The following is a 17,374-nucleotide window of genomic DNA, read 5'->3' as shown; positions in this document are numbered from 1 at the left end:
TCATACCGATTATTATAGGCACAGCATTTTGAAGATATCAACAAACTAAACAGTAATAACAAAAGAGCCGATCAATTCAGGTTCAATTGATCGGCTCTTCTATATAAATGTTCAAACTACCTATTCAACTAGATGCACTGCTATCTTACCAACCGCGGTTGGACATGCGCTCTTCTGGAGCCAATTTAGAAATTTCGATCCCTTTCATAGGGGCGCCCAAGTTTTTGGATACTTCGGCAATCAGTTTATAGTCTGTGTAATGTGTTGTAGCTTCAACGATTGCACGAGCGAATTTCTCAGGGCTATCGGATTTGAAAATACCTGATCCTACAAACACACCGTCTGCTCCCAGGTGCATCATTAATGCTGCGTCTGCCGGAGTAGCTACACCGCCTGCTGCAAAGTTAACGACAGGAAGTTTACCATTTTCATGAACTTCGCGCAGCAACTCATAAGCTACACCCAGATTTTTGGCTTCAGCGTACAGCTCGTCCTTGGACATGTTTTGCACTTTGCGGAGTTGGCTGTTAATTAGACGCATATGACGAACTGCCTCAACAATGTTGCCCGTTCCAGGCTCGCCTTTTGTACGAATCATCGATGCACCCTCACCAATACGGCGAAGAGCTTCTCCCAAATCTTTGGCTCCACATACAAATGGTACAGTAAACTCATGTTTATCGATATGGAACACTTCGTCTGCAGGAGTAAGAACTTCACTTTCATCGAGATAGTCCACACCTAGGGATTCAAGCACTTTGGCTTCTATGTAATGACCGATACGTGCTTTAGCCATAACTGGAATAGAAACAACCTTCATAACCTCTTCAACGATCGTTGGATCTGCCATACGAGCTACACCGCCGGCTGCGCGAATATCAGAAGGTACCCGTTCAAGAGCCATAACAGCTGTTGCCCCTGCCGCCTCAGCGATTTTAGCTTGCTCTGCATTCATAACGTCCATGATGACGCCACCTTTTTGCATCTCAGCCATTCCTCTTTTTACACGATCTGTACCTGTTTGCATGATTGTAGTCCTCCTAAGTAACTTTTGGGTGATTTTCAATAAAGGCATCGCTCTAATCTATGATTTAGTATAGAATGAGAATGGTCATATAAAAAGATCCAATATTTTCGGTTTTTATTGTACCACTATAATTATAACTCTGGAGGTCCTATGCAATTTCATGTAGCTTACAGTTCATATTTGAACCGAAAATATACCAAGATGAAGGCTCTCTATCATGCGATTCGTGATGCAATTCATGAAGGTAATCTTATACATGGCGAGAAGTTACCCTCTACTCGAGAGTTAGCTGCGACGTATCACATTTCCAGAGGAACCGTGAATCAGGTCTATGATACGTTGACTGCTCAAGGTTACATTCATTCAGAGCATGGAAGAGGAACCTTTGTTGCTTATCAGTTGGACTTAAGCAATGATGCGTCCACCGAGAAAGCTTGTACGCATCACTTATCCGCTTGGGGAAATCGTATTCAGCAGTTTGAACAGCAGTCGATTCAAAGAAATACACCGCCCAATGCTCATACACTTGATTCCAGAATGAATAGCGACGAAGTGATCGACTTTAGCAAATATCAACCTGACTTCTCCAAGTTTCCTTACGATGAATGGAATAATCGATTGTATGCAGAGATAAGGCAGCGTGAGCATCACCTGAAAACAACCTCTGCCATGGTTAGTTCAACCGGGGATCCAAAATTGAGAGAAGCCATTGCTGCCTATCTTCGGAGGATGCGGGGCATTCAAGTTGATCCGGATCATATTGCAGTAACTGCAGGCTCCATGCAAGCTATAGCTCTACTCACTCAATTACTTGCAGATCCTGGGGATTACGTAGTGACAGAGAGTCCTTGTTATGTGGGGATTTCTAAAGCCATATTGGCTGCGGGTGCAAAGTTGATTGAAGCTAATCTCGATGGTCAGGGAGTTGTGCCCCAGAACTGGGAAGCACGTATGTTGTTTGTCACGCCGTCACGACAATTTCCTACTGGTGAAATGCTCAGCCTGGAACGCAGACAAACCTTGCTGGACTGGGCACAGCGAAATGATGCCATGATTGTTGAGGATGATTATGATAGTGAATTCCGATATCGAGGAATGCATGTTGAACCACTGAAAACACTCGATAAAGCAGGACGTGTAATCTACCTGGGTAGTTTTACCAAAACCTTGCCTTTAGAAGTACGACTTGGTTATGTGGTTCTTCCCCCTACCTTGGCGGATACCTTTAGAAAGGCACAGGCATTATACGAGCCAAGACCCGTCAACCTGATCGAACAACGGGCATTAGCTGCATTCATGACGAGTGGTCAATATGAGCGTCACCTGCGCAGAATGAATCGATTATACAGTCGGAAATTCCATCTGTTACTCAAACTTTTGAACAAGCAACTCTCTACATGGTTTGATTGGGTGGAGAATGAAGCGGGTCTACACGTGTTTGGTTGGTGGCGAGGTAATGTGACCACTTATGAGGCCTTTCGGGAATCAGCTCGGTCACAAGGTGTGGTATACTCAGAAGTCAGCAGTTCAACGTCTGTTGGTACGAAGTATGGTATCTATTTATCTTTTGCACATTTGTCAGATGAACAATTAGAGGAAGGCGTATCCAGATTGAAAAATGCCGTTACAACTGCATTGTGAGGTAAATCGTCTCCAAAGTGAGTACAAGAAGATCATCATTCGGAAGAGAGGCGATCGTTATGAATTGGTTAAATGAACTTTATAAAATAAAAAAGCAGGAACCGGACAAGGAAATCGAACGTTCTTTGGTTAACGCCATCTTCCGAATATATGACCGGTTCCCCCGAATTGGCCTTAGAGAGCGGATCGGACAGCAAGAAATGTCCCTCGATATCGCAGATGCTTATATCCATGGGCATAACGCCATGATTGAAGCTGGTGTCGGAATCGGTAAGTCTTTTGGATATCTGATACCAAGCCTACTCACGAATCAAATGTCTCAGAAACCAGTCATTATAGCTACATCCTCCATTCAGCTTTCGGAACAGATACATAAAGATTTAAGGATCATTGGTAGTCGGTTGGGATTCTCAACGGTTCGCTCCGTGGTGGGGAAAGGCATGGGTCAGTATGCCTGCCGAAGTAGAGCAGCGGAATTAATCAGTCCTGATGATCCGAACTCCTCCATGTCTACCCTTGCGCAGCGCATATTAGATTATGAAATTGATGAAAGAGCCGATATTAAAGCTGGAGTTAGTGATGCCGAATGGTCCCACGTTTCCGTGAATGATTGCAAATTTGAACGTTGTCATCACAAAAATGCATGTTTGTTTTACGATATGAGAGCGAAATTAAATGCAAAAGCTCACGAGATTGATTTTATTATCGTGAACCAGGACTTGCTCATACGGGATTTGATGAAGAAAAAAGAAGGAACCAAGAGCATCATCTCAGAACAGCCTGCTCTGATCGTCATTGATGAAGCGCATAACCTGGAAGCAAAAGTTCGGGATGCCAGAACACTTGAGTTCACTTATCGAGGAATTTGCCGCATTCTGGATACCACGGTGCAGCTTCTCACGAAGCAATCCGGCGATAAAAGTCTCTTCTCACAATCCAAGTTCATAAAAAACTGCGCTGAGCGCATCTTCAAACAGGTAAACGCGGATTTGCTCCACCATGCCAAGCAGGATAACGACCGAATCAAAGTGTCGGAGATTAAAGGAATACCGTTGAACCAGGTATCGAATAATTTAAAAGATCTCAGTCTGCGCCTTTCCATTTTGACCTCCCGTCACGAGCGGGAAATAGATGACGCTTTTGAAGCCATCAACGGGCTCATTACCCTCATCCATGTCTTATCTGAAACAGAGGACAACTATCTCTTATGGGCTAGTAGCCCCTTGGGAGTAGCTACGATCAGCATCTGTCCCAAAGATATAAGCCAATTTCTGAAATACGCTTTATTTAATGGCAAGGTGCCTGTAATCCTGACGTCGGCAACGCTGTGCCAAGGCGGGGATACGCTGGAGGAACAATATTCTTATATGACGCACTCCCTTGGTTATAAGGGAGATTTCCTAGAGCGCCAACCCTCCCCTTTTGACTACACCAACCATGCCATGATGTATATTTCGAACAAAGTTCCCTATTACCACCACGATCAGCGCGAAAACTATCTTGAAGCAGCCTACAATGAAGTGGTTAAACTCTGTAATCTAACTCAGGGAAGAACAATCGTCCTTTTTTCAGCAAAAGAGGACATGAAGTACATTCACAAAAAGTTGATCTCAAGGGCTAATGAATATACGTGGGCACTCCATGTTCAAAAAGAGGGATCATCACAGCACAGTGTCATCGCCGATTTCAGGAAAAGCAAAGGTGTACTCCTGGGTACCGGTGTATTCTGGGAAGGTGTGAATATCGAGGGGTCTGACCTGTCACAGGTCATTATTTTCCGGCTGCCCTTCCCTGTTCCATCGGATCCTGTTTATGAATATAAGGCATCTGTAACGGAGAATTCGTTTATGGAGGTGTTTGTACCGGACATGCTTCTTCGGTTACGGCAAGGAACGGGACGCTTGATTCGTAGTGAAACGGACCTCGGCATACTCAGCATACTTGACTCCCGTCTCAGCGCAGCTGCTAAAAAGAGTTACCGGGCACAGGTGTTGGACACGTTGCCGTTCAAAAAAGTGACGGAGGATTTTGCGGTTTTAGAGAAGTTTGTCCAAACTAAGGGGATACGACTAACGGATTAGAAGTGGAATAACACGTAACCTTGAAAAACTGCCTAAATTACATGAAACGGCCCTTCCACTCATAAAGCGGAGGGGCTAATTTCATACTGTAGGATATATGCTACAATATATTCCAGATCTACGAATCCCAAAGGAGGCATTTACATGGTTGAAAGACCAACTAAAGAGGAATATGCAGCTTATTATGAAGGGTACATGCAGCTTGTTCCTGAAGGGAACATCATCGAACGCTTAGAGCTGCAAGCCAACATCATACCAACTTTGCTTTCTTCATTGACAGAGGAGCAAGCAAATTATCGTTACGCCGAAGGCAAATGGAGCGTGAAAGAGGTCATCGGCCACCTTTTGGATAACGAACGAATCATGAGCAGCCGATTGCTTCGCATCGCCAGAGGTGATCAAGCGAATCATCCCGGCTACGATCAGGACGTGCTTATGCAGACCCACCCTTTCAATACGTATACCGTAGCTGATTTGAATGAAGAATATGCCGTCACACGCCGCTCAACCATTCTTATGCTTCGTCGCCTTACGCCGGAAGCTTGGCTCTGTAGAGGAATCGTCAGTGATAATCCTGCTTCAGCTCGATCGATTGCATTTGTTATGGCTGGACATGAGCTCCACCATTTATCAGTACTTCGCGATCGCTATTCGTTAGATTTGAAATTATAAAATTCATTCAAAAAGACTTTGAACCTGCATTCGCTGTAGGATCAAAGTCTTTTCTCATCAGTCGTTTTATCGTTCAAATTATCGTTCAAAATGAATCAGATGTGCGTCTTCTCGCAAAGATAACGTGGAATAATCATTCAGAATCGGAATGTCCCCATTGAATTCAATGGGCAGTACCACATAGCTGGATTGAAAGTAATCCGACCCGTTCCAGCGATCCGAAAAGTATAGGTACTCCTCCTCTGATCGCTTCAGCACAAACGCTGGTTGCGTTTGGTACGTCGTTTCATCGCCAAAATCGCTGAGCATCCCCCATGGACCATCCATCGTATCAGCCATCGCGTATTTTCCTTGATTGGGAGCCCAACCTGTGCAAAATGAGGTCACCATATAATACTTCCCGTTCCGCTTGAAGACAGCTGGTGCCTCCCGATACTCGCCCTGCCACAGCTTTCCGATAAGCCTTTCCACATTGAGATAATCCTCCTGCAGACGATAGATGTGCAGGTCCGCATTGTCTCTGGCAGCCGAAATAAAATAAGTCGTCCCGTCATCGTCCTGAAAGAGCGTGCAGTCACGCGACATATACCCGTACGGATTAAAGCTGCCATGATACACGAAATGACTATCCGGAGAATCCGATGTGGCGATGGCGCATGCGGCATCGTTGTATCGGTTACCATTCTCATAGTGAGCCCAGAGTACAAACTTTTTTGTCACCGCGTTGAAAAGCACTTTAGGCCGTTCGAGATTTACTTTTCCACCTTTATTGTTCACTAATGCCAGATTTGTCCGAACTCGAATGGGTGCTGCTGGCGTAGAGGTGGTCAAGATATGGTTTCGAAACTCCCAGTTGAATAGATCTTTGGAACGGTAACAACTAACATATATATCGTCCCTCCGATCTTCGCCATACCAGTAATAATAGTCGTCATGGAATAACATATGTCCACCATGGGCATGGATCGGATTACCACTTGAATCATTCCAGATGCCACCATTGGTAATTTGAATATTCACATCGTTACCTCTCTTCTTTTAGGAAAATCGTTAATTGGTGCCCGATCCAAATACCTTCACTTCCCAAAGTCTTGGCGTGTACCAATTGTTGGGATTGTTATGAAGTGCCGCATTTTGCATATTAATTCGTACATACCTAGCAGCAGTGCTCGATAGCGTATCTGATGTGAAACCGTACGATGTATTGTTGGTTCTATCCAATGCCACGGTCCAGTTTACATTATCCGTACTGGTCTCGATTTTGTATTTGTAGAATCCTTCAGAGCCTTTTTGCATCCACCAGGAGATTTGCACATTATTTAATTGTTGAACAGAGCCGAGGTCGACCTTCCACCAATGTGGCCAGGAGCTGCCTGTGCCGATCCATTCGGTTTGATAGTTACCATCATTAGCATAACTTGCCGGGTTCGTTCCGGAGGCCGTTTGTGCTGTTGCAGGTTTACCTTGTGACAGCAGTTTTCCATTCTGAACGGGAACAACGACATCATCGCTCGTGTTGTACAGCACTTGATCAAAATAATCATAAAATGCGTAACCATCGGAGAACCAAACGGGAAGCAGTCGTTCCTCCGTTGTCCCATTTTGCGTACCTGCCCAGCCGAACATCCAGCGATACGCAACCATAACCACGTTGTTACCCGTATCTGGCTTCACCCGCATGACGGAACCCGACTGCGCCGAGAAGGTTGACGTGTTGCCAATCGTCCGTAATTCAGACCATTCGCCGTCTATGCTTGTTGCCGAAGAATACAAAGGTATACTCGGATACCAACCTGCCGCTTGGGAAGAGAACAAATAATAAATGCCATCTTTTTTGATCATCTTGGGCAGTTCCCTGTGTTGATTTTGATAAATAACAGAAACTTGATGATCCACATCCAGCCAATCGGATGTTAACTTATACAAAATCGTGTCTGAATTATTATTAGCCGTAGAGATTAGATACGCCGAATCATCATCATCTTTGAAAATGGAGATATCCCGGGATTGGTTTCCTTCCGGTCGAAAGCTTTTGTGAAAGGTAAAGTCTTCTCCAGGCGTGGCTGAAGTCACCGATACTCTGGCAAGTGTGTAGTCTGTACTGTTTTCATAGTGAGCCCAAAAAACAAATTTGTTCGTTGGCGCATGGTAGAGGATATTGATCCCCTCAAATTTAGAATTCGCCAGATCGGGATGATCCGTGTAGGAAAGGACCACTTTGTCGTTACCATAGGTGATGTCATCCGTTGACGTCTGTTGAATCATTTCGCCAAAACCGCCTGATGACTTTTGCACGAAATTGAATCTGTAGTAGGTGTCTCCAACTTTAAGTTCATTCGGGAGCATGAGCGTAGATTGCGTTGTGTTATCAAAAGTGGTGAGGTTCTCTGGAAGGCTGTAGGGGGTATATTCTGGCGAAACAGCGGAGGTTAACAAGGAAGTTCCGCCATATGCCTTCACTTGATATTTGTACGTGCTACCTATGTTGAGGTCATAATCATCCGTCGTTATACCGGTTAAGGTCTGTAATAACTGATAGGGTTCATCGTTCTCGGATCTATACAACTCGTATGCAGTCGCTCCCTGGACAGGTGCCCAATGGATTTTGGCATTGGATACCTCGGATTCATTCTTCAGCACAAACAGTTTTGCAGCAATATGGGTCTCTTCACCAGCAGCGTGAACGGTTTGAGCGGAGGACGTTAAATGAACTGTTAACAACATCAATGCAATGACGATAGTCATCCACGATTTACCTTTGATCATGTCGCATCATCTCCTTTTTTTAGGAAACCAACCTCCCTGTTGCCGGAAGGCTGGTCCAGGTGAAACTTGACTTTATTTCAAATTCATCAGTGTCATTACATCCGTCTCGCTCGCTTGGTTGTACCATTCGTTAACTTCCTCGATCACGGTGTCTCCGCCTTTTTCATGCCACTGTTTCACAAAGGTATCAAATGCTTCAAGCGGCTCATTGCCATATATGATTTTGGTGAACGTCTCTTGTTCCATGGTGGTCAACTGTTCCCACACATTTTGCATCGTTGGCGTTGGTGGACCGTTAAACTCATTTGGCAGTAAAACATCTCTGTTTTCATACGAAATCCGATATCCGTCCTGGGTCGTTTGATCTTTTGAAGCGCTCTGAATGAGGACACCCGTGTCGGCTTTAACTCCATTCGCCAGATCGTAGTAGGATTGACCGGGGCCATCAACACTCGGTGTATTTTTGGTAAATGCCATTTTGCCAACGCCTTGCACAGCCTCTAATGGCATATTAAATTTTGTTGGATCAAAAGTGACTTCATCGTTAACGATATCGTAATCGTATCCCTGCGCGTAGCCGTATTTAAAATCTCCGGTGCTGAACGCTGCGTCGTACATTTTATCGTAGTACAGGAAGAAGGCTTCCATGTTCTGAAAATCCTTGTTAAACATGAACACACCATCGTTCAACTGGGCGGATTGGTAGGTCTTATCACCGTTCACACCTTGAATGGTCGGATAAGCACTAATTTTTGCACCATCCACATTTTTCTCTACGTCCTTCACACTGTCGTACAGCCAAGGACGACCAATGATGATACCAGCTTTCCCCTCCGTAAAATCAGACAGTGCATCCCAGGCCCCTTGGGTGGCCAGTTCTTTGTTCAAGTACCCTTTTGCATACCAATCACGTAACTTGGCCAGTGCCTCTTTGTTGCCAGGAGCCACAGATCCATAGGTGAGTTTGCCGTTGTCGTTATGCCATTGTCTTGGAAGATGTTTGCCCGTGTATGCGCTGAATATCATGACCGGATCGCTGACCCAGCCCGTATTGTAGGAATCTTTACCTGAAAAAGTAAAGCCGTATGTGTCTTTCTTCCCGTTCCCATCTGGGTCCTCATTAGTGAACGCCGCGATGACTTGTTCAAACTCATCAATCGTTGTTGGCGCTTCCAAATTTAATCTGTCCAACCAGTCCTGGCGGATCAACATAACTTCGCCTTCCGTCAGATTCGGCGCAATCGCCATCCCGTAGACCTTGCCCTCCCTAACCACTGGATTGAAAGTGGTCGGGTATTGTTTGTATATTTCTTTTATCCGGTCAGGCATGTAGGTTGAGATGTCTTCCGTAATCTCCTTGACCTGCCCCGACTCGATCAGATCATTGACCAGCATGGTGTCATAGACGGGCAGAACGTCGGGTAGTTTCTCGGAACCCGTTAACGCCAGCCGCAGCTTGGTATTATATTGTGAAGCATCACCTCCCAGCAAGGTGGTTTGGATTTTGATACCCAGGTTCTGTTCGCCCCAACGGGTCAACACATTGTCATTCAACGTTTCACCATTGATGTACTTTCCAGCATTCTCATCCTGTTGTTTGGCGATGGTGATTGTAAATGGCGGATCATATTTACCGTCCTTAAGCACCGATGCCGGTGCGGTCTCGGAAACACTCTCCCCTTTGCTACAGCCAGCCACAAGAATAGCCGACAGCATAACCATACTTACCATTTTCCATAAATCAGTTCTTTTCTTCATGGAAACATGCCCCCTTCACTCATACTTAATTTGTTTTCTATATAAGTTCAACTAATTGCATATTTACACTGGCACTCCGATGACAGAACAACCTTCCGATCGCTGTTATTCCCAGAATTTTTGATTCACTTTTACAAAGGTGAAATTCTGGTAATAAAGGCGAACGCTCCGCTTCTTCAGGCTTTTTCTGTCCTCTCCGTTATCGTGTAAATGTTTAGTTGAACATATAGTGATCCAATTTTTCGTCACATCAACTATTCTTTGACGGCTCCTAGTACAATCCCCTTCACGAAATATCGTTGTAAAAATGGATAGACCAAAATGATCGGGAGCGTGCTTACAAAAATTTGGGCTGCTTTGATGCTTTGCTCCGACATTGCGGCAACTTCGGACTGGCTCATCGCCATATTTTGCATATTGCTCTGCACGACAACGGTCTGTAAGAACGAAGCCAGCGGATACTTACTTGCATCCGACATGTACAATATCCCGTCAAACCAGGAGTTCCAGTGCCCCACCATAATGAACAAGGATACGGTCGCTATGCCAGGCAGAGATAATGGTAAATATATTTTGCTGAGAATTACGAAAAAGGACGCTCCGTCAATGAAAGCTGCTTCTTCCAAGGCTTTTGGAATCGTTTTGAAAAAATTGACGAGAAGAATCAAATTATAGGCACCAAAAGCGCCCGGTAACACAAGAGCCCAGATGGTATCCTTTAATCCAAGGGCTGTGATCAATATGTAAGAAGGTATCAATCCCCCCGAGAAGAGCATGGTAAAGATAAAAAACCACATGAGCACATTGCGTCCTCGGAATTCCTTGGACAAGGCATATCCTGCACAGGTAAGGATAAACATGCTGATGGTTGTACCCAATACGGTTCGAGTGATGGATGTCAGCATGGCACCGTTAAAATTAGAATTGTTGAACGTTTTTACATAGGCATCCACGTTGAACCCCACCGGCCAAAATGAAACCATATTACCGCTAATGGCCGCTTTGCTGCTGAGCGATTGCGCGAGCAGATGAAGCAGTGGAAGAAAACACGCCAGACCCGCCAGTATCATGAATGCGTAATTAAAATAGGAGAATACTCTATAGCCTGTCGTTTTATGGTACATGATCCCTCTCCCTCCTTGTTAGAATATTTTGTAATTGGCATACTTATAGGCCAGCCTGTAAGAGACAACGATCAAGATCAAGCTAATCCCCGATTTGAACAGTCCTACAGCGGTCCCGAAGCCGTATTGCCCGTTTAACAAGGATGAACGGTAGACATAGGTGTCAATGATATCTCCCGTACTGTAGACAAGCGGATTGTACAGATTGAAAACCTGATCAAAGCCCGCATCCAGAATATTGCCCAGACTCAGCGTAGAAATGACGATAATCATGGGCAACATGCTAGGCAAGGTAACGTATCGAATTTGCTGTCGGCGTGTGGCGCCATCGATCTCGGCCGCTTCGTAATAAGATGGATTAATTCCCGCAATGGTCGCCAGATAAACAATCATGCCAAAGCCAAAACTCTTCCACACATCGCTGATCACAACCGTGAATCGAAACAGATCAGGATCTCCCAAGAAGTAAATGGGATCGTTCCCGAAAATACGTGTCAAGATGTGATTGATTCCTCCGTCTAATCCGAGAATGTCGATCATCAACCCCGCGACCGTTACCCAGGACAAGAAATGTGGCAGATACACCAGTGTCTGAACACTTTTCTTAATGCCCATATTTCGGATCTCGCTCAGCAGAATAGCCATGACGATCGGAACGATAATACCGACAATAATTTTGGAAACGGCAATAATCAGCGTATTAATGATCGCTTGTGTGGCTTCTTTGTACTGGAAAATTCGTTCGAAATTATCTAACCCGATCCACCGTGAACCTGTGATACCCAGCCATGGTTTGTAGTCCTGAAATGCCATGAGCAAACCTACCATCGGGCCATAAGAAAAGATGCAGACAAACACAAATGCGGGAATACACAGTACGTACAAAGGCCAGCTTTTCTTGATTTCCTTTTTGAATGAAGTCCGCTGGGAAAGCTTTGTTTTTGTTTTTTTTGCGGATCTGGCGGGCACAATCTCGTTAATGTTGCATACCTCCTCTATGATGGTTCTTCGAAAGCGATCCTTGAAGATAAGCTTAACAAAAGCGCTTTCACTCCAAAATGCCAAAATTTCAAGATCATCACCCCGCCCTGAACCAATTTAAAACCGCTTTCATTTATCGCGGATGCTGCCCTTCCGCTTTTCGAAGGTTTGGCTTATATTAAAGTTAATCCGATCTGGATTTTAAACTTCTACGTTTGGCGATATGAAAGGAAACGCATATGATCAGAAAAATGTATATGAAGCGATTTATCTATTTCTTTGTTTTTTTTCTGCTGCTGACGTTGAGTTTGTTTTTCGTGATGAACCGATTGAGCTCCAAAACACTTGAAGAAAATCTGATCAGCGCTTCCAAAAACCAGCTTGATTATGTGAAAGGCATTCTGGACGGGATTATATACGAGGCTAATATGTACGGGGTTCAGTATGCAGCTGACAGTGATGTGCGGTTCTATCAGAGGCATGTTATCGAGCTGAGCAATTACGATTCCCAAATGAAAAAAAACGATATCGTTGATCGCTTGCGGCAAACGCTCCTATCCAGTCGATCGATTGAATCGATCGGCATTTACTGGAAGTCTGAAGAAACGTTTCTGTCCACCAACAGTACGCCGGAGGCGAGACTTCCGTTCAAGGATGTTCATCAACGGGGATGGCAAATCGTCGGCAATAGCTTATATTACTTTGCCCTCTACCCTTACATCCAAAAATCCGGACAAAATGAACCTACTCAGTACGTGGTTGGTGTAAAGCTGAATACCGATTATTTGAAAAATCTGCTGAAAAAGGCTGTGAACAACGACAGCTCAAACGCTTTTTTTCTCTTTAACCCCCAACAAATATGGAGTGAGAAAGAAGTCGATAATGATCTTTTGAAAGCGGTTACTGAAATGCTTACGCCCCAGCCAGAGATCACTTTGAAATATGATTATCACACCAATTCAGACGACTATTATGTTCTTTCCCGATATATTGAATCAATCGACGCCTACCTGATTACATATACACAGACGAATGATTTTCTGCAACCGATTGACCGAAACCGCAAAGTTTTTTTTGCCAGCATTTTAGCCGTTTTCACGCTTGGTCTGGTTGTGATCTTTACGTTTTACCGGAACTATTACCGTAATATTCGTTTGTTGGAGCGGAAGTTTTCACAGGTCGAACAAGGCAATCATAATACACGTATTACCGAAAATACGGATAGAGAGTTTTACAGCCTGTTCAGAAGTTTTAATCATATGGTTACCGAGATCCAGGATCTGTTTGTATCCTTGAAGACTGAAACGGAACTAAGACGAAGTGCGGAACTTCAACAACTCCAAGCTCAAATCAATCCTCATTTTTTGTACAACAGTTTGTTTTTCATCATGTCGGTGGCTCAGTTCTCACCTGATTCTGTCATGCGCATGAGCAAACATCTGGCTGAATATTATCGTTATTTAACCAAGTTGGACCGGCATGAAGTCACGCTGGAAAGTGAGCTTCAGTTTGCGGAACATTTCCTGATCATTATGGCTCTCAGCAAAAAGATGGAGTACAGCATTGATCTGCCGCCAGAACTGTCTTCCCTTCCCCTCATGCCGCTGATCATCCAGCCAGTGGTTGAAAATGCGATTCAACATGGCATTGAAGGACAACAAGGTGCCCATCGGGTGACGATCGATGTCAAAAAGACGGAATCTGCGATAACGATCAAGGTATCCGATGACGGAAAAGGTCTTTCGCTCGATGATATCCGCAGCCTGGAGGCTCGGCTTGAGAGTGATACCCCGCCTGAAGGAATTAAAGGCGTAGGGCTCTGGAATGTAAATCAACGTCTGAAAAATACGTACGGTGAACTTAGCGGGTTACATTTTACTACTAATGATTGGGGCGGCTTGTCCGTCCTGCTGCTCATCAGCATTCCCGAGGTGAAAGGAGATAACTAATGCGATTATTAATTGTGGATGACGGACATTATGTCGTTGAGTATATGAAGCACTTGCTCGATTGGAAAAACTTCGGCATTCATCAGATCGAGACGATGACCAATTCGATTGAAGCCCGTGACATGTTGACTCAAAACCATATCGATATTCTGATCACTGACATACGAATGCCCGAGGTTTCCGGTATTGATCTGCTTCAACATATCCACCAACATAACTTGCCAACCAAAGTGATTATCCTTTCGGGCTACTCCGAATTCGAATATGCGCAACAAGGAATCCGTTTAGGTGCGCTGGATTACTTGCTCAAACCTGTCGACAAAGATGATGTGGAGAAAGCCATGTCCAAAGCCATCAACAATATTACAAAGACACGGCCCGCTCAATCTGTTGCATGGGAGAACTTCGATGGATTGGGGTATCTGCTTTCGCTTCTTGGTCATAACGAGACATTAAAGAAGCAATATGATACTTATACTGAATTTTTAGGGAAACGCCGTTTTTGCTGCTTCAAGCTGGAGGTTTTCACACAGGAACATGAAGATGTTATAAAACATGCTGTCGGAGACAAATTGGATCGTCTTGTGTGGACTGCGGGAACGCGACTGTTCGGTCTTGTTCCGGAAGAAGCTGCTGGGGAACTGACCATCAAACTGGAGCACTCGGTCGTGTCCCCTCCTTTTTCATTGACTGATCGAAACGTGACCCGTCAGATGTTCTACAGGTTCTTCCTTAATGAGGATGTACACTTAGAAGACTTCATAGGCATATTCAACCATTCTCCATCATGCGGTGATTGGGAGTCAGCCGGAAATATCATTAAAAAATATGATCAAATCCGTCTCCGAAAACAAAAAATAATCTTTCTCATGGAAACCATTCTATATGTATATCTGGCGGATAAGGATCACGATACCTCTGAAACCGTGGATTGGATGTTCAATCAGTTAGAGCAGCCTGATGAACTATCCTCAACTCTCATGGATCGGGTCAATCGAATCAGAAACAACAAACAGATGTCCATTCAAACCATCGTTGACAAAGTGCAAACCTATATCGAAGAGCATCTGTCACATGGCCTTAGCCTGGATGAACTGGGGAAAGTTGCACATCTCCATCCCGTCTACTTTTCCAAACTGTTTAAACAGGAGACGGGCGAAAATGTGTCAAACTACATTTCCAGGAAAAGATTGGAGAAGGCTTCTCAACTGCTTCAAGATTCGGCACTTCGTGTAGCCGATATAGCGCAAATGGTTGGTTACCGAAAAAATCAATATTTTATCCAGTTGTTCAAAGTCGAATACGGAGTTACGCCCTACCAGTACCGCAGAAATATGATCCATCAATGAGAGCGAATAAATAACTTCATTAAATTGATATAAATCGGGTTGACCATGTAGCCATTCGGACTTACGGAATATCTCTTACCCGTGTCCAACCGTCGTATTTGTTCCATCTCCTTCTCATTCAACTCAAAGTCGAATGTTTCTTTGTTCTCTTTTATCCTTTGAGGATTCGATGATTTGGGGATGACAATAATTCCGCGTTGTAGATGCCAGCGCAAAATGACTTGCGCAACCGATTTCTGATGCCAAAGGGCAATTGCCGCCAGCTCCGGATGCTCCAGCAGCGCTTTGCTTCCCTGCCCCAACGGTCCCCAAGCCTCATGCAGAATCCGATGCCGAACCATATAATCATGCAATTCGTGTTGCGGAAATTCCGGATGGGTCTCGATCTGATTTACCATCGGCGAAATCCGGGAATGTTTCTTCAGATGCTCCAGATGCCGGATTTCGAAATTGGCTACACCTATAACTTTGATTTTACCTGCGTCGTATAACTCTTCCATCGCCTTCCAGGCATTCACGTATTGAGGACCGGCAAAATGAATTAAATACATATCGAGATATGTTACGTTCAGCTTCTGGCAAGTCAGCTCAAATGCCTTTTTCGTCGCACGGTACCCCAGGTCTGTCGTCCATACCTTGGAGGTAATGAAGAACTCCTCCCTGGGAATGCCGGTGTTTTGGATGACCCGACCTAGCGCCGCTTCATTACCGTAAATTTTGGCTGTATCGAAATGGCGATAACCCATTCGAATAGCCTCCTCGACAGTCCTATTGAAGGTCCCCCCGGCTTTAATCTTATATAGGCCGAACCCGAGTTGCGGAATGTCCACTCCGTTTGCCGCTGCGACTGTCTGATTCATTCGCAATTCCCCCTCCCCGTGTTTCCTATTTGTTGTTCCGATGCTTGTTCTTCGCATTGTACTAGCAACTTTTCTATTTGGTTCACCAGGTTTTTCAACAATTTCAACTTGCTACGGGAGTCAAGGCTGTAATAGTTGAGAGTTCCTTCTTTGCGAACACTTATTATCTGTGATTCTTTCAATATTTTCAGATGATGTGATACGGTCGGCCGGGAAAGGTGAGTCTTCATCCTGATCTCTCCTACGCGCATGCCGGGTTTTTGCGGCCCTTGAATCAAGGCTATGAGGATGGCTTGCCGGGTTTCGTCTCCGATCGCATTCAACACCTTCTGATTGTTCTTAAATTCGATAGCAATCGTGGTCGCAAGTTCCTGATCCAGGTAAATCATCCCCTTCCATTTAGAACGTGTAATACTTTTGTAGATACAGCCTATCACAATCTCGGATTCGGCTGTACATCGGGAAAGAAATTCAAGAACCTATTTTTCCCATGTCTTAAGAATACATTAGCAAAAGAAGAAGCCCCCCAGACGAATGGAGTGGCTTCTATAAATTGAACTTATTTATTCTTCTGTGCAATGATGATATAGACGGGTTGGTTAGCAACTTGCGTCGGTGAATGGATCGTATTAATCACTGAAAAACCTGCCTTAATGATTTCCTCCTCCATGTCCTTCGATGAAACTCTTGGACCAGTAGGCATCACCGACTTCTCTAATTCAATGCACAAAAAAATCCCTTTGTCTTTTAATACTCTGTGAATTTCACCCAGTACGATTGAAAGAGGTTGAACCTCGTGTAAGGATATTGAAGCAACAGCCTTTTCAAATCTTTCGTTCCCAAGTGGCATCTCTTTGAAATTTGCGGCAATGGTTTCAATATTGGTTATGCCTTTTTCCTTAGCTTTCACCTCCAGATACTGTAAAATATCATCATCGTAATCCAATGCAACTACTCTTTTCACATATTTAGCAAAAGCAAAGCTTATATAACCTGTGCCAGCCCCAAGGTCTAATAGTTCGTCCTCTTTATTAAGCTGTATAAACTCAAATAACTCCTCTGCTGGGAATCTCTCAATATTCTCCAAGTGCTCAATTTTTCTTTGTATCTTAGGATTCATTTTCATACTCCTCACCTAAACGTATTTGCAAGAACATTTACGGTTC

The 17,374-nt window shown here is 44.4% G+C and carries 14 protein-coding genes; 5 read left to right on the top strand and 9 right to left on the bottom strand.

Annotated features, from left to right (window positions below):
• Positions 1–145 precede the first annotated feature (145 nt).
• Positions 146–1,030, bottom strand: a complete 885-nt coding sequence (gene pdxS / locus MKY44_RS13950; RefSeq protein ID WP_200869424.1) for a pyridoxal 5'-phosphate synthase lyase subunit PdxS — start codon at positions 1,028–1,030, stop codon at positions 146–148.
• Positions 1,031–1,177: 147 nt separating this feature from the next.
• On the opposite strand from pdxS, the gene pdxR reads away from it, so the two are divergent.
• The 3 genes from pdxR (at position 1,178) to MKY44_RS13935 (ending at position 5,421) form a co-directional block, all read left to right on the top strand.
• Positions 1,178–2,668 carry a MocR-like pyridoxine biosynthesis transcription factor PdxR gene (gene pdxR, locus MKY44_RS13945; RefSeq protein WP_341007536.1) on the top strand — a complete coding sequence of 497 codons (1,491 nt, stop codon included), beginning with the start codon at positions 1,178–1,180 and terminating at the stop codon, positions 2,666–2,668.
• 59 nt (positions 2,669–2,727) lie between these two features.
• Positions 2,728–4,749 carry an ATP-dependent DNA helicase gene (locus MKY44_RS13940; RefSeq protein ID WP_341007535.1) on the top strand — a complete coding sequence of 674 codons (2,022 nt, stop codon included), beginning with the start codon at positions 2,728–2,730 and terminating at the stop codon, positions 4,747–4,749.
• Between the two features lie 144 nt (positions 4,750–4,893).
• On the top strand, positions 4,894–5,421 hold the full coding sequence (locus MKY44_RS13935; protein WP_341007534.1) for a DinB family protein: 528 nt from the start codon (positions 4,894–4,896) through the stop codon (positions 5,419–5,421).
• Positions 5,422–5,499: 78 nt separating this feature from the next.
• Here MKY44_RS13935 and MKY44_RS13930 read toward each other — a convergent pair whose 3' ends face one another.
• From MKY44_RS13930 to MKY44_RS13910, 5 genes are all read right to left on the bottom strand, one after another.
• Positions 5,500–6,441, bottom strand: a complete 942-nt coding sequence (locus tag MKY44_RS13930; protein WP_341007533.1) for a family 43 glycosylhydrolase — start codon at positions 6,439–6,441, stop codon at positions 5,500–5,502.
• A gap of 30 nt (positions 6,442–6,471) precedes the next feature.
• A complete protein-coding gene (locus tag MKY44_RS13925; protein WP_341007532.1) occupies positions 6,472–8,187 on the bottom strand; it encodes a discoidin domain-containing protein in 1,716 nt (571 codons plus the stop codon).
• 72 nt (positions 8,188–8,259) lie between these two features.
• The gene (locus MKY44_RS13920) at positions 8,260–9,945 is read right to left on the bottom strand and encodes a hypothetical protein (protein ID WP_341007531.1); all 1,686 of its coding nucleotides are present in this window, start codon (positions 9,943–9,945) and stop codon (positions 8,260–8,262) included.
• A 254-nt stretch (positions 9,946–10,199) separates the two neighbouring features.
• Positions 10,200–11,069 (bottom strand): carbohydrate ABC transporter permease, encoded by an 870-nt coding sequence (locus MKY44_RS13915; RefSeq protein ID WP_017688372.1) that lies wholly within the window; start codon positions 11,067–11,069, stop codon positions 10,200–10,202.
• Between the two features lie 18 nt (positions 11,070–11,087).
• Positions 11,088–11,972, bottom strand: a complete 885-nt coding sequence (locus tag MKY44_RS13910; RefSeq protein ID WP_341009851.1) for an ABC transporter permease — start codon at positions 11,970–11,972, stop codon at positions 11,088–11,090.
• Positions 11,973–12,289: 317 nt separating this feature from the next.
• Here MKY44_RS13910 and MKY44_RS13905 point away from each other — a divergent pair, with 317 nt between their 5' ends.
• Together MKY44_RS13905 and MKY44_RS13900 are read left to right on the top strand one after the other, a co-directional pair.
• The gene (locus MKY44_RS13905) at positions 12,290–13,999 is read left to right on the top strand and encodes a sensor histidine kinase (protein WP_341007530.1); all 1,710 of its coding nucleotides are present in this window, start codon (positions 12,290–12,292) and stop codon (positions 13,997–13,999) included.
• Positions 13,999–15,348 (top strand): response regulator, encoded by a 1,350-nt coding sequence (locus tag MKY44_RS13900; RefSeq protein WP_341007529.1) that lies wholly within the window; start codon positions 13,999–14,001, stop codon positions 15,346–15,348. Before MKY44_RS13905 ends, MKY44_RS13900 begins: the two co-directional genes overlap by 1 nt.
• Here the strand turns inward: MKY44_RS13900 and MKY44_RS13895 are convergent.
• From MKY44_RS13895 to MKY44_RS13885, 3 genes are all read right to left on the bottom strand, one after another.
• A complete protein-coding gene (locus MKY44_RS13895) occupies positions 15,342–16,208 on the bottom strand; it encodes an aldo/keto reductase (protein WP_341007528.1) in 867 nt (288 codons plus the stop codon). The two genes, MKY44_RS13900 and MKY44_RS13895, sit on opposite strands and share 7 nt — an antisense overlap.
• Positions 16,205–16,597: an ArsR/SmtB family transcription factor gene (locus MKY44_RS13890; protein ID WP_341007527.1), complete on the bottom strand. Its 393-nt coding sequence runs from the start codon at positions 16,595–16,597 to the stop codon at positions 16,205–16,207. The genes MKY44_RS13895 and MKY44_RS13890 overlap by 4 nt, the downstream gene beginning before the upstream one ends.
• A gap of 170 nt (positions 16,598–16,767) precedes the next feature.
• Entirely contained in the window at positions 16,768–17,328 is a 561-nt protein-coding gene (locus tag MKY44_RS13885) for a class I SAM-dependent methyltransferase (protein ID WP_341007526.1), read from the bottom strand.
• Between the last annotated feature and the right edge of the window lie 46 nt (positions 17,329–17,374).

It is taken from the genome of Paenibacillus sp. FSL R7-0026 (genome assembly GCF_038004485.1).
Taxonomy (GTDB): domain Bacteria; phylum Bacillota; class Bacilli; order Paenibacillales; family Paenibacillaceae; genus Paenibacillus; species Paenibacillus xylanexedens_A.
This window is presented reverse-complemented; position numbering and strand designations above follow the sequence as displayed.

Coding starts and splice junctions, on each gene's coding strand:
- pdxR (WP_341007536.1), top strand. CDS start 1,178: ATGCAATTTCATGTAGCTTACAGTTCATATTTGAACCGAAAATATACC.
- MKY44_RS13940 (WP_341007535.1), top strand. CDS start 2,728: ATGAATTGGTTAAATGAACTTTATAAAATAAAAAAGCAGGAACCGGAC.
- MKY44_RS13935 (WP_341007534.1), top strand. CDS start 4,894: ATGGTTGAAAGACCAACTAAAGAGGAATATGCAGCTTATTATGAAGGG.
- MKY44_RS13925 (WP_341007532.1), bottom strand. CDS start 8,187: ATGATCAAAGGTAAATCGTGGATGACTATCGTCATTGCATTGATGTTG.
- MKY44_RS13920 (WP_341007531.1), bottom strand. CDS start 9,945: ATGAAGAAAAGAACTGATTTATGGAAAATGGTAAGTATGGTTATGCTG.
- MKY44_RS13915 (WP_017688372.1), bottom strand. CDS start 11,069: ATGTACCATAAAACGACAGGCTATAGAGTATTCTCCTATTTTAATTAC.
- MKY44_RS13905 (WP_341007530.1), top strand. CDS start 12,290: ATGATCAGAAAAATGTATATGAAGCGATTTATCTATTTCTTTGTTTTT.
- MKY44_RS13900 (WP_341007529.1), top strand. CDS start 13,999: ATGCGATTATTAATTGTGGATGACGGACATTATGTCGTTGAGTATATG.
- MKY44_RS13895 (WP_341007528.1), bottom strand. CDS start 16,208: ATGAATCAGACAGTCGCAGCGGCAAACGGAGTGGACATTCCGCAACTC.
- MKY44_RS13890 (WP_341007527.1), bottom strand. CDS start 16,597: ATGATTTACCTGGATCAGGAACTTGCGACCACGATTGCTATCGAATTT.
- MKY44_RS13885 (WP_341007526.1), bottom strand. CDS start 17,328: ATGAATCCTAAGATACAAAGAAAAATTGAGCACTTGGAGAATATTGAG.